The 24061-nt window shown below is 36.6% G+C and carries 23 protein-coding genes; 11 read left to right on the top strand and 12 right to left on the bottom strand.

Annotated elements, in window-relative coordinates; all coding sequences use genetic code 11:
* Nucleotides 1-12 precede the first annotated feature (12 nt).
* The gene (locus V7122_RS08065) at nt 13-1788 is read left to right on the top strand and encodes a peptidoglycan D,D-transpeptidase FtsI family protein (RefSeq protein ID WP_335526269.1); all 1776 of its coding nucleotides are present in this window, start codon (nt 13-15) and stop codon (nt 1786-1788) included.
* A gap of 212 nt (nt 1789-2000) precedes the next feature.
* Complete coding sequence (locus V7122_RS08060) at nt 2001-2720, top strand: YrrS family protein (RefSeq protein WP_335526267.1); 720 nt, start codon at nt 2001-2003, stop codon at nt 2718-2720.
* A 35-nt stretch (nt 2721-2755) separates the two neighbouring features.
* On the opposite strand, the gene V7122_RS08055 is transcribed toward V7122_RS08060, so the two are convergent.
* The gene (locus V7122_RS08055) at nt 2756-2962 is read right to left on the bottom strand and encodes a DUF2536 family protein (protein WP_335347967.1); all 207 of its coding nucleotides are present in this window, start codon (nt 2960-2962) and stop codon (nt 2756-2758) included.
* Between the two features lie 160 nt (nt 2963-3122).
* On the opposite strand from V7122_RS08055, the gene mtnN reads away from it, so the two are divergent.
* Together mtnN and V7122_RS08045 are read left to right on the top strand one after the other, a co-directional pair.
* On the top strand, nt 3123-3818 hold the full coding sequence (gene mtnN / locus V7122_RS08050) for a 5'-methylthioadenosine/S-adenosylhomocysteine nucleosidase (RefSeq protein ID WP_335486448.1): 696 nt from the start codon (nt 3123-3125) through the stop codon (nt 3816-3818).
* Nucleotides 3819-4151: 333 nt separating this feature from the next.
* Nucleotides 4152-4292, top strand: a complete 141-nt coding sequence (locus tag V7122_RS08045; RefSeq protein ID WP_335526265.1) for a YrzI family small protein — start codon at nt 4152-4154, stop codon at nt 4290-4292.
* 485 nt (nt 4293-4777) lie between these two features.
* Here the strand turns inward: V7122_RS08045 and V7122_RS08040 are convergent, their stop codons facing one another.
* The 3 genes from V7122_RS08040 to V7122_RS08030 form a co-directional block, all read right to left on the bottom strand.
* Complete coding sequence (locus V7122_RS08040; RefSeq protein ID WP_335354169.1) at nt 4778-5452, bottom strand: DUF2642 domain-containing protein; 675 nt, start codon at nt 5450-5452, stop codon at nt 4778-4780.
* Nucleotides 5453-5507: 55 nt separating this feature from the next.
* Complete coding sequence (locus V7122_RS08035; RefSeq protein ID WP_335526262.1) at nt 5508-6077, bottom strand: hypothetical protein; 570 nt, start codon at nt 6075-6077, stop codon at nt 5508-5510.
* Nucleotides 6078-6143: 66 nt separating this feature from the next.
* Nucleotides 6144-6617 carry a hypothetical protein gene (locus tag V7122_RS08030; RefSeq protein WP_335347972.1) on the bottom strand — a complete coding sequence of 158 codons (474 nt, stop codon included), beginning with the start codon at nt 6615-6617 and terminating at the stop codon, nt 6144-6146.
* Nucleotides 6618-6899: 282 nt separating this feature from the next.
* Between V7122_RS08030 and sigK the strand changes: the two genes are divergently transcribed.
* Entirely contained in the window at nt 6900-7622 is a 723-nt protein-coding gene (sigK, locus tag V7122_RS08025; RefSeq protein ID WP_335486454.1) for an RNA polymerase sporulation sigma factor SigK, read from the top strand.
* A gap of 66 nt (nt 7623-7688) precedes the next feature.
* On the opposite strand, the gene V7122_RS08020 is transcribed toward sigK, so the two are convergent.
* Nucleotides 7689-8660, bottom strand: coding sequence for a F510_1955 family glycosylhydrolase (locus tag V7122_RS08020; RefSeq protein ID WP_335526260.1), 972 nt, complete (start codon nt 8658-8660; stop codon nt 7689-7691).
* 244 nt (nt 8661-8904) lie between these two features.
* Here V7122_RS08020 and V7122_RS08015 point away from each other — a divergent pair, with 244 nt between their 5' ends.
* Entirely contained in the window at nt 8905-9051 is a 147-nt protein-coding gene (locus tag V7122_RS08015; RefSeq protein WP_335355560.1) for a hypothetical protein, read from the top strand.
* Nucleotides 9052-9191: 140 nt separating this feature from the next.
* A complete protein-coding gene (locus V7122_RS08010) occupies nt 9192-10985 on the top strand; it encodes a M3 family oligoendopeptidase (protein ID WP_335526258.1) in 1794 nt (597 codons plus the stop codon).
* A 39-nt stretch (nt 10986-11024) separates the two neighbouring features.
* On the opposite strand, the gene V7122_RS08005 is transcribed toward V7122_RS08010, so the two are convergent.
* The 7 genes from V7122_RS08005 to V7122_RS07975 all read right to left on the bottom strand — a co-directional run bounded on the left by V7122_RS08005 (nt 11025) and on the right by V7122_RS07975 (nt 17760).
* Complete coding sequence (locus V7122_RS08005) at nt 11025-12329, bottom strand: hypothetical protein (RefSeq protein WP_335526256.1); 1305 nt, start codon at nt 12327-12329, stop codon at nt 11025-11027.
* Entirely contained in the window at nt 12326-13018 is a 693-nt protein-coding gene (locus V7122_RS08000; protein WP_335346902.1) for a response regulator transcription factor, read from the bottom strand. Before V7122_RS08000 ends, V7122_RS08005 begins: the two co-directional genes overlap by 4 nt.
* Before the next feature lie 21 nt (nt 13019-13039).
* Nucleotides 13040-13795 carry a sensor histidine kinase gene (locus V7122_RS07995; protein ID WP_335346901.1) on the bottom strand — a complete coding sequence of 252 codons (756 nt, stop codon included), beginning with the start codon at nt 13793-13795 and terminating at the stop codon, nt 13040-13042.
* A gap of 109 nt (nt 13796-13904) precedes the next feature.
* The gene (locus V7122_RS07990) at nt 13905-14891 is read right to left on the bottom strand and encodes an ABC transporter ATP-binding protein (protein WP_335346900.1); all 987 of its coding nucleotides are present in this window, start codon (nt 14889-14891) and stop codon (nt 13905-13907) included.
* A complete protein-coding gene (locus tag V7122_RS07985; protein WP_335526254.1) occupies nt 14888-15901 on the bottom strand; it encodes an ABC transporter ATP-binding protein in 1014 nt (337 codons plus the stop codon). Before V7122_RS07985 ends, V7122_RS07990 begins: the two co-directional genes overlap by 4 nt.
* Nucleotides 15902-15912: 11 nt before the next feature.
* Nucleotides 15913-16833 (bottom strand): ABC transporter permease, encoded by a 921-nt coding sequence (locus tag V7122_RS07980; protein WP_335346898.1) that lies wholly within the window; start codon nt 16831-16833, stop codon nt 15913-15915.
* Between the two features lie 21 nt (nt 16834-16854).
* Nucleotides 16855-17760: an ABC transporter permease gene (locus V7122_RS07975; protein WP_335346897.1), complete on the bottom strand. Its 906-nt coding sequence runs from the start codon at nt 17758-17760 to the stop codon at nt 16855-16857.
* A 242-nt stretch (nt 17761-18002) separates the two neighbouring features.
* On the opposite strand from V7122_RS07975, the gene V7122_RS07970 reads away from it, so the two are divergent.
* The 4 genes from V7122_RS07970 to V7122_RS07955 all read left to right on the top strand — a co-directional run bounded on the left by V7122_RS07970 (nt 18003) and on the right by V7122_RS07955 (nt 23986).
* Entirely contained in the window at nt 18003-19217 is a 1215-nt protein-coding gene (locus V7122_RS07970; protein ID WP_335526252.1) for an amidohydrolase, read from the top strand.
* Between the two features lie 211 nt (nt 19218-19428).
* Nucleotides 19429-20940 (top strand): amidohydrolase family protein, encoded by a 1512-nt coding sequence (locus V7122_RS07965; protein ID WP_335346895.1) that lies wholly within the window; start codon nt 19429-19431, stop codon nt 20938-20940.
* The gene (locus tag V7122_RS07960; protein ID WP_335346894.1) at nt 20937-22421 is read left to right on the top strand and encodes a chlorohydrolase family protein; all 1485 of its coding nucleotides are present in this window, start codon (nt 20937-20939) and stop codon (nt 22419-22421) included. The genes V7122_RS07965 and V7122_RS07960 overlap by 4 nt, the downstream gene beginning before the upstream one ends.
* A gap of 17 nt (nt 22422-22438) precedes the next feature.
* Nucleotides 22439-23986, top strand: coding sequence for a glutathione ABC transporter substrate-binding protein (locus tag V7122_RS07955; protein WP_335526250.1), 1548 nt, complete (start codon nt 22439-22441; stop codon nt 23984-23986).
* The last annotated feature ends 75 nt before the right edge of the window (nt 23987-24061 follow it).

The raw sequence follows: 24061 nt of genomic DNA, 5'->3' as shown, positions 1-24061 counted from the left end.
AGGTGTTTTATTATGTGGAGAAGAAGAGCGATAGGGTGGCTTTGTATTTGTTTACTGATGTTTTCTGTTTTGCTCGGCAGATTAATCCAGTTACAATTGGTGTCGACAGAAAACTTCACAAAAAGGCAAATCAATCTGCTTGAAGCAAGTGTAAGTCAAAGGTCACAGGAAATGGTGCTTGACACAGGAAGGGGAAATTTTCTCTACAAGGACGGAAGCTCCATTACACATAAAAGTCTGCCAGTCCTCATTTTGTTTCCCTTTTTAAAAAAAATGGATTGGGAATTGGAGAAGGTTGCTGAAATTATGGGTGTATCTGAATATGGCCTCCGCTATGCAGTGGAAAAGGCAAAGGTACCCTTTGCGTATGGAGATCCAAAGCCAATCCTTTTAACAGAGGGGCAAATGGAAAAAATAAACAGCTTAAAAATTCCTGGTGTATTTGCAGTGGAGAAGAAATACCATTTAACGGATAATCCTGCAGAACATTTAATTGGCATCACTGGTGAGAATGAAGAATTATTGCGAAAGCGATATCCAGACAAAGAGCTTTCTTCAACTACTATGATTGGCTTAACAGGAATGGAAAAAAGCTTCGATGAATTTCTATTGCCAGACGGGAAATCCAAGCTTGTTTTTCACGTTGATGCGACTGGTGGCCCTCTGTTTGGAATTAACGTTAAATATGTTGAGCCGGCGAATCCATTTTACCCGGTAAATATAAGGACAACAATCGATCCAAATTTACAGGCCATGGCTGAGAAGCTTGCAGATCAGCATGGGGTAAAAAAAGGTGGTATTATTCTGTTGGATATAGAATCAAACTCGGTTGCTGCTATGGTCTCAAGGCCATCACTTAATCGAAAGGACCCCTTCAATCAATCAGCTGGCGGAGCAGAAAATGTACTACTCAAACAGCAGATAATGGGTTCTGTATTTAAGACAGTTATTGCAGCAGCTGCCATTGATCATGATCTTACGAAAACCTCTCGAACTTTTGACTGCAGCAAGAAAATTAACGGAGAACCAGATTTGCAATTTCAATATGGCATGCTTGATTTTACAAATAGCTTTGCAAGAAGCTGTAATAATACGTTTGCCACTTTAGCAAAGGAATTAAAGGATATTGATCCAAATATCATTGAAGACTATGCAAAAAAACTAAGCTTAACAGGGTCTGTAGGATGGACTGGAGATATTTATCATTTCCATGACTTCAAACAGCTGCAGGAGGAAGACAAGGGTAGAATATTCCTTACTGAGGATGAGAAGAAGGATATAAATTATGTTGGTCTCACAGGTATAGGACAGCATGAGGTGAGAGGAACACCTCTAGCCGTTGCAAATATGATGGCAACGATTGCAAGAGGCGGTGGAAAAGAAATGGTGAGGGTAGCATCAAAGGTTGAATATAAGAATCAAACAACTTTATTAGATTTTAAGAAACAAAAACTAGATGGAGAGACAATCTCCCCTTATACAGCCATGAAACTGCAAAAGCTCCTAAGGGAAGTTGTCGTGAATGAGAACGGTACTGGAAGATGGTTTCAAAATCTTCCATACGAGGTAGCGGGGAAATCGGGTACCGGTGAGACCGGCAGAATTGATGGAGATAAGCCTCTTTATAATAAATGGTTTGCCGGCTATTTTCCTTACAATAAGCCTAAATATGCCCTTGTAACAGTTAATTTAGGCGTGACTGCAGATACGGGTGGTGTCAATGCTTTATTCGCAGACCTCGTGAAAGAGATCTATGACTATGATCACAATAAAAATATAAATGATTAGTCTCTGTTTTAATCAATTGATTTATGGTAAAGTGAAACTTTCCTTTACCTAAATCCGTCTCTTTAAGAGGAAAAGACAACAATCAGGCATTGTTTAGATCACATATATGGACAAAGCAGTAGTTTCATGGTTGAATGTTAATGTAATTTTTTTTAAGCTTTGCTTCATTCAATTGATATGAAACGAAGAAAAGCAAAGGGGGAGGAGATTTTTTGAAAGGAAAATATAGCTCACCAAGCCGGGAATCCCGCTCAAATATCCGTGGAAAAAGAAGGAAAACAAATTTAATCTTAAATTTGTTAATTGGCTTCGTTATTTTATTAATTATTGTCGTATCCGCAACAATTTTTCTAGGGGGAAGCGCTGAAGAAACGGCTGAAAAGCAGTCAGGAAATAAGGTGACAGATTCAGGTAAGGAAAATCAATCACCGGAAGATAATCCTGCTGACTCAGAAGACGAAACCCCCGTTAAAGGTGAAAATAATTCGTCTCAAGGAGATTCATCTAAACTAGAAGAAGAGACAGTTGATACGGATAAAGAGTCTGATAGCCAGCCTGAGAAAAAGGAAATTGCTCCTGCAAATGAAGAGGAAGCGGTTGTTACTACTGGCGGCGAAGAAGAAAATGTAAAAAAGACGATTGTAAATCCTAGCTGGCAGCCAATTGGAACATCTCAATCAGGTGAACACACATCTGTTTATGATGCTGATTCAGTTGATTGGGCAGAAATGCTGCAAGCTTTATCATATGCTGCAGGGGTAGAACAGGATAATATGACTGTTTGGTTTTTAGGGAATAATGGACATAATAGATCGGTTGGCACCATTTCATCAAAAGACCAACAAAAAAAGTACCGCGTTTATATTCAATGGGTTGATGGCCAAGGTTGGAAACCTGAGAAAGTGGAAGAACTTGACAAAATAGAAAACTAATAAATTTAATCAAATGAGGGGGCAATGAGCCTTCCTCATTTTTTTGCTTTAAAATGAACGACTGCTGAATAAAATGTTTTTCCATTTTCGTCCATATTCATCTGGTGTGATACATGATGTACATGAAGCAGAATGGCTTTATTATGCTCAATCTGAATGCTGATTTTCTTTTCAAGCGATTTTAAGTCATGCGCTTCGAAAAATTCGATTTTATCTTCAATTAAATCAAGCTTAAAGTTCATCTATATGATCTCCTTTTTGTCATTCAATTGTAATCATTTTAACCTAGAAAATTAGATAGTGGAAGTCAGTATGAGATTTCAGTTGATTGGAATAAATGAGAGTGGTAAATTGGGAACATGCATGATGATAAACAAACTCAAGAAAGAGGTCTAAAAGGAAATGAAAATTGGTATCATTGGAGCAATGGAAGAAGAAGTTACATTATTGCGTGAAAAAATAGAGGATAAAAGTCAGATAGTCATTGCTGGATGTGAGTACACAACTGGAAGGCTGGATGGTGTTGAAGTAATTCTACTTCGTTCCGGAATTGGTAAAGTAAATGCAGCATTATCAACAGCTATACTTCTAGAAAGGTTTACTCCTGACTATATCATTAATACCGGATCTGCTGGGGGTTTGAACCCTGATTTAAATGTTGGGGATGTCGTTATATCTTCAGAGGTAAGGCATCATGACGTAGATGTTACTGCTTTTGGTTACGAATATGGGCAAGTGCCTCAGCTTCCCGCAGCATTTGAAGCTGATAGTAAATTAGTACAAATTGCAGAGGAATGTGCTCAAGAAATTAAGGATATTCAAGTGGTAAGAGGATTAATCGCAACTGGAGATTCATTTATGAATGATCCCGTTAGAGTTGAGTATATTCGCGGAAAGTTTTCCAATCTACAGGCAGTAGAAATGGAGGCTGCGGCTATTGCTCAAGTTTCCTATCAATTTGAAACACCGTTTGTGATTATAAGGTCTTTATCAGATATTGCTGGTAAGGAATCAGATGTATCCTTTGAGCAGTATTTAAATAAAGCGGCTTTACACTCCGCAGATCTTGTCATGAAAATCGTTAGGGCTCTGAAATAGAAGATATTCATTGTTAGCAGCCTATTTTAATATTATTTTCAAATTTATGAAATAAAAAGGTTTACAAACTCCACATATATGGATATAATTACCTTTGTAAGTAAAAAAATTCCTAAAAGGAGGTCGAATAAAATGATCATGGTTAATGGAAATGCAAAAGCACTTCAAATTTTATACTTTACGAATTCGACCTACAAGGAATGGATTGCTTAATTTATTTTAACAATACACATCCAAGCCGCAGGGAGAATCGTTTCCTTGTGGCTTTTTTATGCCTTTTTGCCGCAGGGAATTTCTCTTTGCGGCCTTTTTGTGTCAAGGAGGTGGAAATATATGACACTAAATATCTTTTTTCTAACAATCACAATTAAAAAACGTAAACAATCAGTTGAAGAAATTATGTATAACGAGATGATTCACAAAATTCAAGAAGAAAATCGTGATCGTCAGTATACTTTGTATCGCCCATTTTAATTAATAATAAAAATATTGGAGAGAAAGGTGGTAATGAAAATGATTTTTCTTATGCAAGGACGGCAAGCAATTTTATGGGTGGAGAATGATACCACCTAGCTTTAAGTTAGGAGGAGATAGCCTTGGCTTTACATGTTCTTCTATTAACGCTTTCATTACGAAAAAAGAAACGCCAGAGCAAATAACATGTCTTCCCGATTTTCTTATTTAACAAAATGTTCACACCTAACCTAAACGAACAGGCCGCAAATGTGTTAATTTAATATTAAATAAGGGTTCTCAAAAGGGGGGCAAACGCATGTTCACGATTGTGATGGCAGCAGTTCTTTGCTCTGTAATTGGCTGCATTATTTTTTCCGAAGTAAGTGTCGAAGCAGTAGGAATTGAATAAACACTTAAAAGGATTAACCGCATGATGGTTAATCCTTTTTTATCTTTTTAGGGGGAACTTTTAAGAGCGGATAAAGCTGTTTTTCAGCGGCTTGTTAAATATTGGTAAAGTGAATGGTTTTGATATGATGCATATTTAAATAGATGAGTTCCTCTCTCGCAGTAATGAGCTCAATAAAATTATTTTGTAATTTATTTAATTTGCCTATAAAGTCGGAGTTTTCACCTATATTAAGGATAACTAGCTCATCGACCATTTTTTCGATCTGGACCTCCAACGTTCTTGCTAGTGAAATATTGAGTGGCTGTAAAGGCAGCTGCTGATTTGTCAAACTGTATGGTCTTTGATTGGCTGTATAAGGGATCAGCCATTTCAAATGATTAAGAGAAATGAGCATTGTTTTATATACAGGTGAATAGAAGACAAAATAATTATTCATGATGCTTGAAATAAAGCCTGGGATTGGCTGATTGCCTGTAATGTAAATTTCAGTAAACATACCTTTTCCAAGTGTGAGTACTTTTCTTAAAGAAAGTTCTTCATCATGCTCAATATTCGGTGTTGCGGTTGGAGGTGTAATATCATCTTCTTTAGGTTCCAATTTCGTAATATTTTGAATATGAACGATGGGAAGGTATAGGTAATCCTTCCCATCGAACAAAACCAATACATCGCTCCCTATTTCGATTACCATTCCTGCAATGACCTTTTTTCCAGGAAGCTGTAATTTGACTTTTTCACCCATTAATTTTTTTAAAATGCTTTTCAACTATTTTCCCTCCTTTCTTTTTCATAGCAGGAATAATTAATTAGCTCGTTCATTCTTAGCTGCGTGATCCGCCAAAAATTGATTCAAATTGCATAACACTCATTCCACTATCATAGTTGTCATTAGAATTTTGGCTGTTATTATTGGATTGCATATTAGACTCGTTAGCTTTTACAATAGTGTTTATATGAGAAATATTTAAAAAAACCTGTGCGTCTTTTCCGACTAAGATGATATAGTCATCTCCAATCTCAGCAAGAAAGCCTGTATACCCTTGCTTGTTGTTGTTGTTGTTGTTTTGATTGCCGTCGGTGTCAATGGAAACCCATTTTGAGTGGTGATCTTCGAGAACCTCTCTTAATGTCATCCCTTCAGAGGAATAATCAGTTACAAATGTTGTTTTTGATTTCTTGTTCTTTTGGTTTTTTGAATTCTTTGAGTTTTTTGTACTCCTTGTAAATCCCTTCATATTTTTAATATTATGGTAAATAATATTGTTATCCGTCTCGACTACAAAATAATCGCTTTTTATTGCTGCTAAAACACCTTCGATTGAATTTCCATCGCTTAACAAGATATTAATGTCTTTCCCAACTAATGAAGATAAATAGTGACCGAATTCCATTTCTATGAGCTCCTTTTTATTTGTTTTTTTGATGCTTTTAAGTTATAAGGATGCAAGCAGGTTTACCTAGCTTTCATCATTGTCATTTTCTTCTTCTTCAACCTTTACACCGTAGCTAATGCTTCGAATATGATACATAGATAGACGAAGCAGTTCTTCATTGCAGAAAAGAGCGACAAACTCTCCGTTCGTATCATGAAGCATGCCTTCTACTTTTTCTGGTCCCCCTCGATTAATGGTTACCCATTGATACCTTAAGTCTTCTAATAGCTCTTCAAAAGTATCTGGAGCAACGTAGTCTAAAGAATTAATTTGATCCAGGCTGTAGTTTTGTCCGTTATTGCCATTTTTTCCGTTATTTGAGCCTTCGGTTAAACTTTTAATGTGCTGATTCTTGAAGTATACAACTCCATCGTTTTCACTCAATAAAATTAGGTAGTCATCTTTAACATCAAGTAGAGTTCCAGAGCCCGTTTCTGGTCCCCCTCTGTTTATTTTAATGACTTTATTTACTAAAGACTCCATCATGTCCTTACTCATTGCTACTCCTCCTTAGGATTTATAAGCTTATTCACTGCATATATATGTATCATGGGAGGACAATGTACTATTGAAAACGCCTGTTTTTACTATATTAGGTGTAAATAGGCAAAGAAAAAATTGGGCTATTTACAAGAATCACGTTTGAATAGAATGAGAGCTTCGAAAAAGACTGTGGGAAATATTTCTGAGGAAAATAAATGAGGTGGACAGACAAAAACAACTCTTTTTGCACATAGGAATTAGTTAAGGCTAAAGTGTTTGAAAGCGGGGGTGGAAATAATGTCTGGAATATTAACAGCGCTTGGCTATTTAGTGAAAGAGATTGTGTTTCTCGTTTCATATGTAAAAAATAATGCTTTTCCTCAACCGCTATCGGCTGCTGATGAAAAAAAGTATTTGCGGTTGATGGCTGCTGGCGACACACATGCTCGAAACATGCTAATCGAGCATAATTTAAGGCTCGTAGCTCATATTGTCAAAAAATTTGAAAATACTGGGGAAGATTCTGAGGATTTAATCTCTATTGGTACAATCGGGTTAATTAAAGCCATAGAAAGCTATTCAGAGGGGAAAGGCACGAAGCTTGCCACTTATGCGGCGCGGTGTATAGAGAATGAAATCTTGATGCATTTGCGGGCTTTAAAAAAGACAAAAAAAGATGTCTCTCTCCATGATCCCATTGGGCAAGATAAAGAAGGAAATGAGATATCATTGATTGATGTACTGAAATCTGATTCAGAGGATGTCATAAATACAATCCAATTAAATATGGAGCTTGAAAAGGTAAAGGAATATATAGGGGTATTAGATGATAGAGAAAAGGAAGTAATTGTGGGCCGGTTTGGTCTAGACCTGCAAAAAGAAAAAACTCAAAGGGAAATTGCCAAGGAATTAGGCATTTCCAGAAGCTATGTGTCCAGAATTGAAAAAAGAGCTTTAATGAAAATGTTTCATGAATTTTATCGTGCAGAGAAGGAAAAGGAGAAACGAAAAAATAGCTAATAAAAATGGTAAAGCACAATCACTTGCATTTATGGATTTAATGCTAGTGATTGTGCTTTTTTTGACTTATTCAATTCTGCCGTTCTTTAGAACTAATTTCCAATTCTGACCCCCATCAAACGTTTCATAAACATCATTTAAATAAGTAGAAAATGAAAGGGTGTTTTGATCTTTATGATTAACAGAAATAAACGTAATCGGGTTATCATAGCTTAAAAATGGTATAATAATTTGCTCAGCTTCCAATGTATGGATGTTCATTTTATAAAAAAGGACCTTATTATTTTCAACAGATGAATAATATAGGTTGTCTTCTGAAAAGGCCAAGGCAGTTGACATGATAGGATCAGTAACTTTAATCATATTTTTTCCTTGATCTTTAGAATAAAATATTCCACTTTTAGTTGACATCGCCATTAAGCTGTTATTCGTAGGATGGGCAGCAATCATTCCTAGTGTGTCTGCATCTAGTCCATTTAGTTGAACCTGCTCCCACGTTTTCCCCTCATTTTCGGATATAAATACCCCAGGCTCTATTTGTGAATTTTTTTCTTGATTAATGATATAAATTACCTTTCCGTTATAGCTTACAGATAAAAAATAAAAATTACTCTCACCGTAGAAAGCGAGCTTTTCTATAGTTGCTCCTTTATCTTGGCTGTATACTAAGCCAAGGGGGTTTTTAAGATCAGATCCTTTTTCAGGGTGGCCGCTCGCCATAAATCCAGCCTCTGTTGCCTGGAATCCCATATATTCATGTTTTTCGGAGTTTCCTTCTAACCATCCGCCATTAGAAAATACTTTTAAACCTTCTTGCGAGGCAATATAAAGCCCTGTATCATTTCCCGGATATCCTAACCCATAAATCTGCTCTAAACGCTGAGGCGCTGCTTTTTTTAACTCGAAGGTGCCAGATTCAACAGGCTCTTCTTTTTTTAATGGCTGCTTCTGTTCATCGGCTGAACAGCCAGATGCAACTAATGCAAAAGCAAATGCTAAAAATGTTAAATGTTTTTTTATTCTTATCGATATGGTCATGTCGTTCACTCCAACTGCAAATTAATAAGATAAGAGATAAATCCCTTCCAATATTAACGGATATTATATTAGAGAAGCAAAGGATTCGTCCCGATTTTGGAAATTTGATAAATATTTCCCTGCTGCTACTATCTCAGAGCATTATTTTTAACCCCTTTTTTCCATGAATATACTATTGCCTATACGAGTATTTCATGAAAATCATACCATAAAAATAGAAGGTAAAAAGGGAGGCAGAATCAAAATGCCATTTGGTTATCCGTATACATTTGCTTATCCTCCTCCTGTCCCGTACTATGGCGGTGGGGGATTCTGGTTAGCGCTAGCTATTGTTCTTCTAGTCTTATTCCTTATTTTCTTCGGGTTCTTTTTTTTCTCAGGCTGCTGTTAAAACATTAATTGGCTAACATCATTATAAAAATGAGGGCTTAATTGCCCTCATTTTTATGTTGATGTTAGTGTTTCTGATTAATAGAACTTTTTGGAAAGTTAACCTATAATAAAATTATTGAATGAAAAGGGGGAAAAAGAATGACAGCAACAATCTATTCAACTATTTGGGATTTAGATGTTTTCTTTAAAGGCGGCAGCTCCTCAGAGGCTTTTGCTCAGCATTTACATACAACAGAAGAGAAAATTAATGAATTTGGCTTACAGGTACATACATGGGAAACAACAAATTCAATTTCAGATAAAACATCATTAATTAACTTAATAGAAAGCTTTCAAATAGCAACAAAGAAGCTGCGTGAAGCCGGAGCATTTGTCAGTTGTCTGCAGGCCCAAAAAACAAGTGATAAAAAAGCGGCTGAACATCGGGCAAAAATCACTGGGCTAAGTGCAAGCTTTCAAAACGTTTTAACCGTATTTGATGAAAAATTAACGAGCTACGACTCAACCGTTTGGGAGGAATTGCTGCAGGAGCATGGACTCAGCGAATTGTCTTTTGTCCTAACCGAACGGCGCAAGACAGCATCAGAGAAATTATCTAAAGAAGAAGAAAGCTTGATTAATGCCCTTGGGGTTGATGGCTATCATAGTTGGAGCCAGCTTTATGATTTAATTGTAGGAAAAATAAAAATTCCTTTCCAAGTGGATGGAGAAGAAAAACTTCTGTCTGTTGGGCAAGCAGCAAATAAATTTTCTAATCCGGACAGAGAAATCCGGAAACATATATTTGAAAAATGGGAACGGGCCTGGCAGGAACAAACCGATTATTTATCAAAAGCTTTAAACCATTTAGCGGGCTTTAGACTGAATGTTTACAAGCAGCGCGGATGGGAGGATGTATTAAAGGAGCCTTTAGCTATTAATAGAATGGACAAAGAAACACTCGATACAATGTGGGATGTTATTTCAAAAAATAAAGAACCTCTTGTAAAATTTCTAAACAGAAAGGCAGAACTGCTTGGGGTTGAAAAATTAAACTGGTATGACCTAGATGCTCCAATCAACAATACGGAATCGAAGCTTTCTTATCAAGAAGGTGCTGAATTTATTCTAGAAAATTTCTCGCATTTTGGTGATGAGATGACCGAATTTGCTAAAATGGCATTTGCAGAAAGATGGATTGAGGCAGAAGACAGGCCCGGGAAATCTCCAGGAGGTTTTCATACGTATTTTCCTGAGAGCAGCCAGTCCAGAATCTTTATGACATATTCAGGTACACCTTCAAATGTATCCACGTTAGCCCATGAACTAGGGCATGGCTTCCATACCTATGCCATGAGGGATTTACATTTATTAAACCGCAACTATGCGATGAATGTTGCGGAGACAGCCTCTACCCTTGCAGAAATGATTGTATCTGATGCAGCTGTTAAAAAAGCGCAAACCAAACAAGAGAAAATTGCCATGCTCGAGGATAAAATTCAAAGAACAGTTGCCTTATTAATGAATATACATGCGAGATTTTTATTTGAAACTCGATTCTATGAAGAGCGCAAAAATGGAACAGTTAGTACAGAGAGATTGAATGAGCTAATGGAGGACGCCCAAAAAGAAGCCTATGGTCAATCGCTAGGAGAATATCATCCGACATTTTGGGCATCTAAGCTTCATTTCTATATTACCGGTGTTCCATTTTACAATTTCCCATATACCTTTGGCTATCTTTTCTCACTTGGCATTTATGCCCGCGCATTAGAGGAAGGAAAGGAATATGAAGAAAAATATATTGCGTTATTGAAGGACACAGCATCAATGAAAGTAGAGGATTTAGCTAAGAAACATTTAAATGTAGACCTATCCACACATGAGTTCTGGGAAAAAGCCGTTCAACTCTGTGTGGATGATATTAATGAATTTCTTGAACTAACAAAATAATATTAAAAGCCGCACCTTAAAATTTTATAGGTTCGGCTTTTACCCCTGAGTATCCCTTTTTACAATAGCATCAACAGCCATTAGGAAAAACCCACAGACTAGAGAAATAGAAAAACTGATCCAAATTGATAAAAGAGGCCCAGCAGTAGAAAAAAACAATATACTAATTAACCATCCGATCAAGGCACTGTAAGGGATAAGATATGATATCTGACGCTTGCTGAAAACTACCCAAAGCATAACTGGAATAAGAGCTGCATATAGCTTTCCGAAAAAGAAAAGAAGTTGATGTAAACTTGGTGCTATAGTAGAACTAATTACTAATAGTACAAGACATAGAAGACCAGAAATAAGATATGAGTATTGATAAAGTTGGCGAGCCGTCAATTTTTTTGAATCATTTAGACAGTTTTTAACAATAAGAACTGTTGTAGCATGTAATTCTGCATTTGCAGTAGTAGTAAAAGTTCCAAAAAAGAATAACATTATTAAAACAACCAGTGGAACAGAATCAATTTTCGGAATCAGTTGAAAAAGCAATGAGTATGAATCTTGAAATCTTTGATCAAAGATCGAGATTAGTGTCATTGCTGAAAGAGCTAGAGGAATTGTTCCCAAAAGAGTTCCTGTTAACCAAAAAGTGGAACGGATTTTAGCGGGTTCAATTAAATAGATACGCTGCCAAGTAGAACGATCAGTAATGATTTGGCCAAATCCGATTAATATTGCAGTAATAATGAAGAGTATTGCTTCTTTATTATTCCAGAAAAGTAAATATGGATGATATAAGCGAATCCCATTATAAATTGGAAAAACACCTTCTAGAATGAAAAAGTAAACAGGTAAAAAAATAATACCTGTAAAGATAAAAATAATATTAATTCCTTCAAACCTTTGTATCCATTTCATTCCTCCAAGCCCAGCATGAATGAAACAATAAAATAAAAAGAAAAAAAGACCAATATTCACTGGGATTTCAAATAAAATGTTTAGAAAAATTCCAACACCTATTGAATGTACAAATAATGAATCAAATCCAAGAAAGATTATCATCCATAATAGGGCTGAAGAGCCTGATGGCTTTATTCGATCTTTAAGAAAATCACCTATAGTTTCATGCTGTGGAAAGTTAATACGTATTCGCTGAGCAATAATTCCAAATATAAAGAAGGTGAAAGCCCCCATAACTGAAAAACCAATTCCGCCAACTAATCCAAATTTAACAAGGGTTTCAGGAGATGTTACAATTGTATTTCCAGTAGCCCATCTTGCAAGTAAGCTTACAACTCCCAAAGAGAGTCCAAACTTTAGTGAACCGCTAATATAGTGTGAATATAGTTTCATTTATTTTTCCCTTTATTTCGAAAGTCTCTCGGTGATGAACCTGTTAGTTTATTAAATGATGAACTAAAATAGTGTTGACTGTTAAAACCGCATTTTTCCGATATGACTGATATACTCCAATCTTTTTGTTCTATTAAATATTTTTTAGCAATTTCAATGCGGAAGGTATGTAAATAATCAGTAAAGCTCATTCCCATTTCCTTGTGAAACTTTCTACTTAAGTAGGTAGGGTTAAGATGTATTTTTGAACCAATATAGTCAAGTGATAACTTACTATCATACTCTTTTTGAATGATAGTAATGACTTGTTGAATAATACTCGATTGAGCAGATAATTTTTTGAAAGGATTGAGAATAGAAAGCAGCTCTGACTCAATAACAGGCTTCGTAATATAATCGTTCACTCCAAGACGAATGGCAGTTTGTGCATATGAAAATGTTTGAAAGGCAGTAACCATAATAATTGCCATGGTGTAATTTTGTTTTAATTCAGCAGCTAGTTCCAAGCCAGACTTACCTGGTAGATGAATGTCTAAAAAAGATAATGTGATGTTGTGTTTTTGTGCAATACTAAGAGCTTGAGAAGCATCCTGGGCTTTATAGAAACTCCAATGAGGAAAGTGTGGCATTATTAAATATTCAAGCTGTTCTAATTCTAGAGGCTCGTCATCGACTAAAAGCACATTCATTATTAAAACCTCCTTGTTTGCTTACTCTGTGTTATCATCTGTTTTCATTGGCCAACTTACTATTGCTGATGTTCCGTGGTTTTTTTCAATAAGATTTAAAGAAACTTTTTCCGTTGGAAATAGTAATTTTAGCCTTTTCTTTATATTATTAAGACCATAGCCGCTATTGCTTGATGTTTGTATATCTGATAAAAAACTTCCGCTATTCCAAACCTCCACAAAAACACAATCTTCAATTTTATTTATTTTAATAATTAGCTCTGAAGACCCACTGTTTTTTTCGATTCCGTGTTTAAAACAGTTTTCTACGAGTGTTTGCAGAAGAAAAGGTGGTGACATGGCTATTAAGCAACTCTCGTCAATCTTTTGTTTGACGGTTAGTCTTGAACCAAAGCGCAGGTTTTGAATAGTTAAATAATCATTCATGTATTGAAGCTCATCTATTAGTGGAATAAGTGAACGATTCGTCTTATATTTATATTTAAAATATTTTGATAGAACTTCAATAGAGTGAACAAGATCTTCTTTCCTATCAAGTCGGGCAAGGCTTAAAATGGTATTTAGTGCATTGAAGAAAAAGTGAGGCTGAATTTGCTGGTTTAGTTGATAATATTGTGCCGACTTGAGTTCTTTTTCAAGTGATATTAGACTTGCTTCTTTTTGCAGGATGTCAAACCTTTTCTCAAAAATCATTATAAAGGAAAGAGTAAAGGCTCCTAATAATGGAGATAAGATGCAAAGCATAATATAAAGTGAAAAATCATCTAAACTTAGCATGCATATCACTCATTTCAAGGAAAGATATAAACATTTTACCGCTTTCTACTAAAAAAGAAAGCGGTTTTTGTAAATTTTCTCGTTATTTAGAATAATGACGAAGAAAAATTTATGCATAATGACATGCCACTAATTGTTTATTGCTTATTAACCTCAGGCTAGGCTCTTCGTTGCTGCAGCGCTCAGTTGCAAAGGGGCAGCGGGTTTGGAAGCGACAACCTGGTGGAGGGTCTATAGGCGAAGGTATATCGCCTGACAATATTATTCTTTCTCGCTTACTTTCTGTATTAGGCACAGGTATTGATGAAAGAAGTGCCTTTGTATAGGGATGTGAAGGATTAGAGAAGAGGGTTTTCTTATCTGCTAGCTCCACTATTTTTCCAAGATACATAACCATTACCCGATCCGAGATATGATGAACAACACTTAAATCATGAGAAATAAACAAATAAGTTAATTTTAACTCCCGCTGAAGCTTTTTTAGTAAATTTAAGATTTGGGCTTGTATTGATACATCAAGTGCTGAGACTGATTCATCGCAAATAATCATTTTCGGATTGACTGATAGTGCGCGTGCGATGCCAATGCGTTGGCGTTGCCCCCCCGAAAATTCATGAGGATATCTTTCAAGAGATTCTGGCCTTAAACCAACTAAACTCATTAATTCGAGTAAGCGTTCTTCTTGTTGATTTTTGGGGAGTACTTTTTGAATTGTCATTGCCTCACTTAGTATTTGACGAATACTTCTTCTAGGATTTAAAGATGCATATGGATCTTGGAAAATGATTTGGATATCACCCCTTATTTGGCGCAATTCCCGTTTAGAGAGAGAAGTCAATGAACGGTTTTGAAAAATAACCTTTCCTTCTGTAGGTTCATCAAGTCGAAGAATTGAACGACCTGTTGTAGATTTCCCGCATCCGGATTCTCCGACAATACTTAAAGTTTCTCCCTCCATTACATGAAAGGATATATCATCAACTGCTTTAACAACTTGCTTTTGCTGAAAAAAAGAGTCTTTTTTAAGAGGAAAGTATTGTTTTAAATTTTGTACATTAAGTAAAGGTTCTTTTGATTTTTCAATATCTGAAATCATACTGACACCTGCTTTTCATTAGATGAGAGTTTCCACTCTGGATCATACATCCAGCACCGAATTTGTTCTTCATCTCCAATATTGATTAATTCAGGCAAACTGTTCCTGCAAATCTCTTTAACGTAAGGACAGCGATCTGCAAAACGGCACCCCTCTGGAAAGCTGTATGGGCTTGGAACAGTTCCTTCAATCGTTTCTAATTCCTCTTGTTCTTCATGAATTTTAGGTAAGGATCGGATAAGACCCTGTGTATATGGGTGCAAAGGATTTTTGAAAATTGTTTTTGTCGATCGATTTTCTATAATTTGACCTGCGTACATGACTGCTACTTTGTCACAAACTTCTGCGACAACACCTAAATCATGTGTAATGAAAATAATGCTCATACCTATTTGGTTTTGAAGCTTTTTCATTAGATCTAAAATCTGCGCTTGTATTGTTACATCGAGTGCTGTGGTGGGTTCATCTGCGATTAAGACCTCGGGTGTACAAGCTAGAGCCATAGCAATCATGACACGTTGGCGCATTCCCCCACTTAATAGAAAAGGTTCCTGCTTAACTCTTTTTTCAGGCGAAGGTATACCGACAAGTTCAAGTAGTTCTAATGCTTTTGCTTTTGCTTGCTTTTTATTCAATTTCTGATGAAGTTGAATTGCCTCTGAAATTTGACCTCCTATTGGAATAACTGGGTTTAGACTTGTCATTGGTTCTTGAAAAATCATTGAGATTTGATTTCCTCGTATTTTTCGTAATTCCGAAGTTGGCATTGTTACGAGGTTTCTGCCTTTTAATAAGATCTCTCCAGCTACAATTTTTCCAGGAGGGGTGGGAATAAGTCTTAGTATAGAGAGTGAGGTAATCGATTTTCCGCACCCCGACTCTCCTACAATGCCCATAGTCTCTCCCTTTCGCAGAACAAAGTCGATCCCGTCAACTGCTTTAGCTACACCTTTTGATGTATGAAAATGTGTTTTTAGACCTTTAACTTCTAAAATAACTTCCTTATCCATATGTTCCTCCTCTAATTAAGTTCAATTCTTTTGTTAAAAAATCGATATAGGATATCTACAAATAAATTTACGATGACAAAGATAATTGAGGCTATAAGTATTCCACCTTGAACCATAGGAAGATCTCTTGTCCTTATTGAATCGACAATCATTCGACCAAGTCCATTTATTGCGAAAACAGATTCAATTAAAACAGTACCGCCTAGAAGCGAACCAAACTGAAGTCCAACAACTGTAATAACTGGAATAAGTGCATTCCGTAATGCATGCCTGTAAATAATTACGTATTCCTTTACTCCTTTGGCACGTGCTGTACGAATATAATCTTGACTCACGACATCAAGCATAGTCGAGCGGGTCATACGAGCAACGATGGCTGCACCGCCAACTCCAAGTGAAATAGCAGGCAATATTATATGCAAAATACTATCCCATCCAGCTACCGGTAAAATTTGTAGTTTAATAGAAAATACATACATCATAACTAAACCAAAAAAGAAGCTAGGTAATGAAATTCCAAGTAGTGCAATTAACATGACCAAAAAGTCCATAAGGGAATAAGGTTTTATTGCTGAAATAATCCCAGCGGCCATACCAAGAACGATGGTGATTAAAATACTGAAAAAGGCTAATTCAATTGTAATTGGTAACCGTTGCATAATTTCATTAAGAACTGGTTGCTTATTTTTAATAGAATGTCCTAAATCGCCTTGAAACACGTTAACAATATAGTTTATGTACTGTTCATGTAGAGGAAGGTCTAAACCAAGGTCCTTACGATATTGTTCAATTGTTTCTTTTGATGCACCTTCGCCTGCCAAAATCGCAGCCGGATCCCCAGGGACCATTTGCATAATGAGAAATACAACAAGCGTTACACCAAAAATAACCGGGATAATTTGCAGTAAGCGTTTTGATACGAAAAATAACATAAAACCTCACCTTTCATGAGTTTATTTTTTCATTCGTGGGTCCAGAGCGTCACGTAATCCATCACCAAAAAGATTAAACCCTAATACTAGAATTGAGATGACTAAACCAGGAAAAATCGCCATATATGGAGCACTGAAAAGAAAGTCACGTCCACTTGAAAGCATAGTTCCCCACTCCGGAGAAGGAGGTTGTGCACCAAGACCTAAAAACGATAACCCAGCAGCTGATAAAATGGCTGTCGCTAATCGTAATGTACCTTGAACGATTATAGGGGATAGTATATTCGGAAGTATGTGTCTGAAAATTATGATTGCATCATTTGCGCCTAGTACACGGATCGCTTCAATGTATTCCAGCTTTTTTACTTCCATAGTTGAACCGCGAACGATTCGAGCAAATAAAGGAATAGAAAAAACACCAACTGCAATTGTGACGTTAATTAAACTAGGTCCTAAAGCACTGATGATTGCAAGAGCAAGTAAAATACCTGGAAAAGCTAGCATTACATCAAGAACTCGGCAAATAATATTATCTACCCACTTTCCGTAGTAACCTGCAAGAAGCCCCAATGTAATTCCAAAGATAGCTCCAAATAGTACAGAGGAAATCCCTACACCCATCGATAATCTTGAACCATAAAGGATTCGGCTTAGAATATCACGTCCCTTATCATCGGTACCCATCCAATGCTCAATGTTCGGAGGCTGCAGCTTGTTTTCAAGCTGAATGACGTAGGGGTCGTAAGGAGCTAGAAATGGAGCAAAAAGAGTCATGATTAAATAAAAGATAATAATAATTCCACCAAATAATGCAGCTCGATTAGAAGTGATGGAAAAAATAACTTGTCTCCATCTCTCCTGTTTACTAGCTTTTCTAATTGATCGAAGTGATGGATTTGTGCTTGAAACTAAAGGTTTAACTTCCATATGGTATATCCTCCTTTAATAAATTTAGGAATTAATGTGAAATGAGCGTATTCTCTAAATCCAAAATAAAAAAAGTCAGCTAGAAAGTAAATAGTATTAATTAGAATAGTTTAAATATTAAAAAAGATAGTAAGTATAATGAAAAAATCACGACAGAACTTTCTTTATAATTAAAATTGGAAAATGAAATATGGAGAAGTTCAGAGTTTATTTTCTAGGTTGATAAAAGGAGTGAAAAAAGAGTGGATACCTTACTTATTAAGCAGGCACGGGTAGAAACAGGTTTTGAATATGAAGGAGACAGGGTATGCGGAACAAAAACAGAGTTAATGGATTTGTTTATTGAGAACGGTAGAGTAAAGGAAGTATCTTCTTCGGTTCATAAAGATGGTGTTGATGTGCTAAATGCAAATGGAAAACTGCTAATGCCATCTTTTCGTGATATGCACATCCATTTAGACAAAACGTATTTTACTGGACCTTGGAAAGCTTGTAATCCTGCTCCAAAGGGAATATTTTCACGTATTGAAGAAGAACAGTCTCTTCTTCCCAAGCAACTTCCGTTTGTACAGGAACGAGCAGAAGCAATTATAGATTTGCTGTTAACACAGGGGCATACACATATTCGTACACATTGTAATATAGATCCTGTTATTGGGCTCAGTAATCTAGAAGCAACAGTACAAGCTTTTAAAAGTTTTCAGGGAAAATTAACCTATGACATCGTTGCTTTTCCGCAGCATGGATTGTTACGAAGCGGTGTAACGTCTTTAATGAGAGAGGCAATGAAATATGGTGCAACGATTGTAGGTGGACTGGACCCAGCTACGGTTGACCGAAATATTAATCAATCTCTTGAAACAATGATGGATATTGCGATTGAAGCAGGAACAGGCATAGATATTCATCTACACGATCCAAGTTCACTTGGTGCATTTACAATTAATATGTTGGCGGAAGTAACGAAACATGCAAAAAAGGAAGGTCAGGTTACAATTAGTCATGGAATTGCGCTTGCAGATTTAGAACAACAAGAGTTAATCCCGGTGATAGAAACTTTGCTGGATACTGGAATTGATATAACATCAACGATACCTATCAATAGACCAACCATTCCTGTTCCGGTTTTAAAGTCATATGGTGTTTCTGTATCAGTTGGTCATGACTGTTTAACAGATCATTGGTCTCCATTTGGAACTGGAAACACAATAGAGAAGCTGAGTATTCTAGGAGAGCGTTTTAGATTAATAGATGAATACAGCCTTAATCGAACATGGGGCTTTGCATCAGGCGGTGTTACGCCACTAAACGAATTAGGTGAAAAAGTATGGCCACAAGTTGGAGATATTGCAAACATGATTCTTTTGGATGCCACTTGCTCCGCACATGCAGTAGCGAGAAGGGCACCTGTCAAAACAGTCCTTCATCAAGGCACTATTGTAAAGAACAACGCATGAGGAGGCGGTCTTCCTTGACTATAAAAACATGGAGTAAGAATAGAAGGGAATATGTGTGAAGAAATATGGATACAAAGGAATTCTTTGGGCTTCAAAAATAAAAAGACAAAAAACTATAAAAAGCAGTAAAAATTACGAAAAACAAAATATTTAGCATCATTCATAATCTAAATATATTAAAAATTCAGAAATATAAAGGAGGAGCATTTTATTGATTGATTTACTTTTAACAGACGGATTTGTCGTAACGATGGATAAGCAAAGGCGGTTACTTCAAAATGGCGGAGTAGCAATAAATAAAGGAAGAATTATTGATGTAGGCAATTCAGAAGATTTAAACAAAAAGTATCAGGCAAAGAAGGTAATTGATTGTAAAGGTCATGTAATAATGCCAGGCTTTATTGACGCGCATGGTCACGGGGGCCATTCACTTTTCAAAACGATAGCTTCAGATAATATTGGAGATTGGATGCCTATAATAACAACTGCATACAAGCACTTTGTGACCGATGAGTTTTGGTATTATGAAGGCAAGTTATCAGCACTCGAACGATTAAAATGTGGAGTGACAACAGGAGTTTCAGTTATGGGGTCTGTACCTCGTTCGGATAATCCGATATTTTCCATAAATCATGCAAAGGCTTATACAGAAATTGGAGTAAGAGAAATTGTTTGTACAGGTCCGGCTAACCCTCCGTGGCCACAGTCATTTAGCCGATGGAAAGATGGAAAGCGAATAGTCGAGGAGGTTACTTTTGATCAGGCTATTAAAGGAGCAGAGGCGGTTATAGAGGCCCTTAACCATTCACATAATGATCATATAAGAGCTTTTATTACTCCTTATGTCATTGTTACATCTGTCAATTCATCTGCACCTACGCCACTGGAATCACTTCATAGGCTGACAGATCATGATAAAATGCAGGCTCGGCTGGTTCGTTCAATCGCTAAAAAATATGATACGCGTATTCATTCTGATGCATTTGGCGGAATGATTCACCTTGCAGCTAAGGAAAAGGAGTTTTCACTTTTCGGCCCTGATGTTCATTTACAGCATTGTCGTGGAATATCATTCGATGAAGCGAAAATTCTCGCTGAAACAGGTACTAATGTCAGTGCATCACCAGGTTTTGGATCAATTAATGCTCGAACACCTGTTACTGAATTAATTGAAATGGGAACTACAGTTGCAATTACTACAGATGGAACATCACCAATTAGCCCATTTGATATGTTCCAAGCGATGAGGCGTATGCAGCTTCTTCAACAGGCAGCCCTTAGGGATTATTATTATTTACCACCAGGAAAACTATTGGAGATGGTCACCATCGATGCTGCAAAATGTGTAGGTTGGGACGATGAAATTGGTTCACTTGAGATAGGCAAAAAAGCAGACGTAATAACTGTTAATTTTAATCAGCCACATTTAACTCCGGCTTTCATGCATGTTCACCGTCTTGTATACCAAGCAGTAGGAAGTGATGTTGATACTGTAATTGTAGACGGTAATGTAGTAATGGAAAATAGAATTGTAAATACGGTGGATGAGAAGCAAGTACTAGACGAAGCAAATGAAGAAGCTTGGGCAACAGTTAAAAGAGCAGGATTGGAACCTTTTATGCAGCCAACTTCTTATTTTTGGGGACATGCAAGAGCATATTTGGATGAAAGGCGTTTTAATAAGGAAGAGTTTGAGCAGAAAATGGAGGTAAAAATTTTATGAAGAAAAAACTAAAGGCAAAATACGTAATTGCCTTCGATGGTAATGATCATACAATTTTAACCAATGCAGAAATTGTTTATGAAAACGACACTATCTTGTATGTTGGAGAATGTTTCAATGGGCAGGTTGATGAAACAATCGATTTTGGAGAAGCTGTAATTAGCCCTGGCTTTATTGATCTTGATGCACTTGGTGATATTGATCATGACTCCATTCATGTTGAACAAGAAGAAGAAAAACGCAAAAATCTGCTTTGGTCAAAAGAGTATTACGATGCTGGACCAAAAGAGTTTATGTCGGAGGAAGAAGAGGCATTCAAGTCTCTTTATGCATATTCTCAGCTAATACTAAATGGTGTTACAACTGCAATGCCGATTACATCTGTTTTCTACAAAAAGTGGGCAGAGACATATAAAGAACTAGAAGCAGCGGTTCATCATGCAGGAATGTTAGGTTTACGTGTATATTTAGGACCAAGCTATCAATCCGGAATTAGAGTCGTGTCACCAAATGGAGAGATAACTGTGGAATTTGATGAAGACGAGGGTCAAGCAGGTTTGGAGCGAGCGGTTGAATTTGTTCGGCGGTACGATGGTGCTTATAACGGGCTGATAAGAGGGATGCTTGCACCTGAAAGAATTGAAACCCAATCTGAAGATATTCTTGTTAAAACAAAAAAGTATAGTAAAGAATTAAAATGTCCGGTACGCCTTCATGCAGCCCAAGGTGAATTCGAATATAAAGAAATTGTAAGTCGTTATCAAAAAACACCAATTCGTTTTCTGTATGATATTGGTTTCCTTGATAAGAATACGGCAATACCTCACGCAATTTATACAGCTGAGTATGTAGGGGAAGAGGAAAAATATGGCAGTGATTTGAAGCTTTTACACGAAACAGGTGTAACAGTAATTCATTGTCCCCTAGTGTTGGGGAGGCATGGTGTTGCAATGGAATCATTTTCAAATTATTTGGGGATGGGAATACCACTTGCACTAGGTACCGATGCGTTTCCGCCAGACTTTTTTCAAAATATCCGTACAGGGGCAATATTATCACGCATAACTTCAAAAAAAGTACAAGGTTCTACCTTTGCTGATATTTTTAGAGCAGCCACAATTGGAGGAGCATCTTTTTTAGGTCGTCCTGATTTAGGACGACTTGCACCTGGGGCAAAGGCAGATATTATCGTTGTAGATATGTCAGGCTTTCACATTGGCAATATTGATGATCCTTTCAGAACAATGTGCCTTGCAGCTTCAGGAAGTGATATTAAAATGTCTATTATTAATGGTAGAACTGTTATGAAGGACAGAACCATACCGGGAGTAGATTTTACAGAATTGAAGAAAAAAGGGAAGGATTATTTCACAAAACTTAAAGCAAGTTATATAGTTAGGGATTATCAGAGTCTTGGTCCGGAGAAACTTTTTTCTTCAGCTTTGAATAGTGACAGTGAACAACAAAAGATAGAAAAGTAGAAAAGGAGAGGAAAAAAATGAGTATTGTACAAAAGCCATATAAATTAATCGTATTATTACTGGTATTAATGTTTGGTCTCGTGGGATGTTCCACTACAAAAGAGAATGTGGATGGGAAAGAAAAGGTTGAAAAGGAAGAGATTAATGAATTAATAGTAGCTCGAAAAGCGGACGCAGGAAATATTGATCCACACTTCATATCAAGTAATCCTACTGCAAATTATGTATATGGGAAAGTATATGAAAGTCTTGTATCAAGGGATAAGGACTCGAACTATATTCCAGCATTGGCAGAAGAATGGAGTCAGATTGATGATTTAACTTGGGAATTCAAGTTACGAAAAGATGTAAAATTTCATGATGGAAGCGATTTTAACGCTGAAGCTGTTAAGCAGGTTTTCGATCGCCTGCTAGACGAAAAAACTGCTTCACCGAGAGCCGTAGTTTTTTCCATGTTGAAGGAAGTTGAGGTTAAAGATGATTATACGGCAGTACTTCATTTAAATAATCCATTTTCAGCATTATTGTCTGTGTTAGCAAGCAGTGAAGGCTCCATTATTAGTCCTAAAGCATTTAATGAAGGAGGAGTTGACTTATCAATCAATGCTGTTGGGACAGGACCTTTCAAGTTCGAATCTTGGAAGCCGGGGCAAGAAATGGTCCTTCTTCGCAACGAAGAATATTGGGGAACAAAACCTTCTTTTGAAAAACTTACGTATAAAGTAGTCCCTGAAGAATCGACAAGAGTCGCAATGGTCGAAACAGGAGAAGCACATGTAGCCGATCAACTTCCGGTAACAGAGCTAAATAGAGTGGAGGGTTCTTCATCAATGTCTGTTCTTCGAACAGAAGGATTTGGTGTTGAATATATTGGATTCAATGTAGAAAAGGAACCATTTACAGATGTGAAAGTACGCCAAGCGATTGCACATGCTATCGAAAAGGACGCAATCATAAAAGGTGTATACAATAGTGTCGGATCTAGAGTAGCATCGGCATTGGCTCCAAAGGTGATTGGCTTTCACGATGGATTAAAAGATTTTCCATATGATGTGAATCAAGCAAAAAACTTATTAAAAGAAGCTGGTTTTCCTAACGGTTTTAAAACAACGATTGTAACCGATGATCGTAAAGAGCGTATTAATTTAGCAGAAGTTATTCAATCTCAACTTAAAGGTATTGGAGTAGAAGTAGAGATACAAGTATTAGAGTACGGAGTTTATATTGAAACACTTTCTGAAGGGAAATCTGAAATGTTTATTGGCGGATGGGGTAATGCAACTGGAGATGCTGATTACAATCAATACAATGTATTCCATAGCTCTTCAGCAGGACCGGTCGGAAACTTTTCCTTTTATAAAAATCCAGTAGTTGATAAGCTAATTGAGGACGCAAGAAAAGAACCAAATGAGGAAAAGCGAATGGAATTGTATGCGGAGTTGCAAGAAATTGAGTTAGAAGAAGCTCCTCTTATACCGATTAGAACTCTTGAGCATTTATCTGTAACTGCAAAGGGGATTGATCATGTTTGGATGAACCCAGTTGGATTTTTCTTCTTTGAATAAGTGAATAACAAAAATTTGACCCAAAAGGTTGTTAATAAACAACTCTTTTAGGTCAATTTTTTATTCCATGGTGTT

Source organism: Bacillus sp. JJ1532 (assembly GCF_036965085.1).
Lineage (GTDB): Bacteria > Bacillota > Bacilli > Bacillales > Cytobacillaceae > Cytobacillus.
This window is presented reverse-complemented; position numbering and strand designations above follow the sequence as displayed.

What these genes read in the sequence shown, in the direction of transcription:
- V7122_RS08065 (WP_335526269.1), top strand. Translation starts at nt 13, where the DNA reads ATGTGGAGAAGAAGAGCGATAGGGTGGCTTTGTATTTGTTTACTGATG.
- V7122_RS08055 (WP_335347967.1), bottom strand. Translation starts at nt 2,962, where the DNA reads ATGAACTTTAAGCTTGATTTAATTGAAGATAAAATCGAATTTTTCGAA.
- mtnN (WP_335486448.1), top strand. Translation starts at nt 3,123, where the DNA reads ATGAAAATTGGTATCATTGGAGCAATGGAAGAAGAAGTTACATTATTG.
- V7122_RS08045 (WP_335526265.1), top strand. Translation starts at nt 4,152, where the DNA reads ATGACACTAAATATCTTTTTTCTAACAATCACAATTAAAAAACGTAAA.
- V7122_RS08035 (WP_335526262.1), bottom strand. Translation starts at nt 6,077, where the DNA reads ATGGAATTCGGTCACTATTTATCTTCATTAGTTGGGAAAGACATTAAT.
- V7122_RS08030 (WP_335347972.1), bottom strand. Translation starts at nt 6,617, where the DNA reads ATGAGTAAGGACATGATGGAGTCTTTAGTAAATAAAGTCATTAAAATA.
- sigK (WP_335486454.1), top strand. Translation starts at nt 6,900, where the DNA reads ATGTCTGGAATATTAACAGCGCTTGGCTATTTAGTGAAAGAGATTGTG.
- V7122_RS08020 (WP_335526260.1), bottom strand. Translation starts at nt 8,660, where the DNA reads ATGACCATATCGATAAGAATAAAAAAACATTTAACATTTTTAGCATTT.
- V7122_RS08015 (WP_335355560.1), top strand. Translation starts at nt 8,905, where the DNA reads ATGCCATTTGGTTATCCGTATACATTTGCTTATCCTCCTCCTGTCCCG.
- V7122_RS08010 (WP_335526258.1), top strand. Translation starts at nt 9,192, where the DNA reads ATGACAGCAACAATCTATTCAACTATTTGGGATTTAGATGTTTTCTTT.
- V7122_RS08005 (WP_335526256.1), bottom strand. Translation starts at nt 12,329, where the DNA reads ATGAAACTATATTCACACTATATTAGCGGTTCACTAAAGTTTGGACTC.
- V7122_RS08000 (WP_335346902.1), bottom strand. Translation starts at nt 13,018, where the DNA reads ATGAATGTGCTTTTAGTCGATGACGAGCCTCTAGAATTAGAACAGCTT.
- V7122_RS07995 (WP_335346901.1), bottom strand. Translation starts at nt 13,795, where the DNA reads ATGCTAAGTTTAGATGATTTTTCACTTTATATTATGCTTTGCATCTTA.
- V7122_RS07990 (WP_335346900.1), bottom strand. Translation starts at nt 14,891, where the DNA reads ATGATTTCAGATATTGAAAAATCAAAAGAACCTTTACTTAATGTACAA.
- V7122_RS07985 (WP_335526254.1), bottom strand. Translation starts at nt 15,901, where the DNA reads ATGGATAAGGAAGTTATTTTAGAAGTTAAAGGTCTAAAAACACATTTT.
- V7122_RS07980 (WP_335346898.1), bottom strand. Translation starts at nt 16,833, where the DNA reads ATGTTATTTTTCGTATCAAAACGCTTACTGCAAATTATCCCGGTTATT.
- V7122_RS07975 (WP_335346897.1), bottom strand. Translation starts at nt 17,760, where the DNA reads ATGGAAGTTAAACCTTTAGTTTCAAGCACAAATCCATCACTTCGATCA.
- V7122_RS07960 (WP_335346894.1), top strand. Translation starts at nt 20,937, where the DNA reads ATGAAGAAAAAACTAAAGGCAAAATACGTAATTGCCTTCGATGGTAAT.
- V7122_RS07955 (WP_335526250.1), top strand. Translation starts at nt 22,439, where the DNA reads ATGAGTATTGTACAAAAGCCATATAAATTAATCGTATTATTACTGGTA.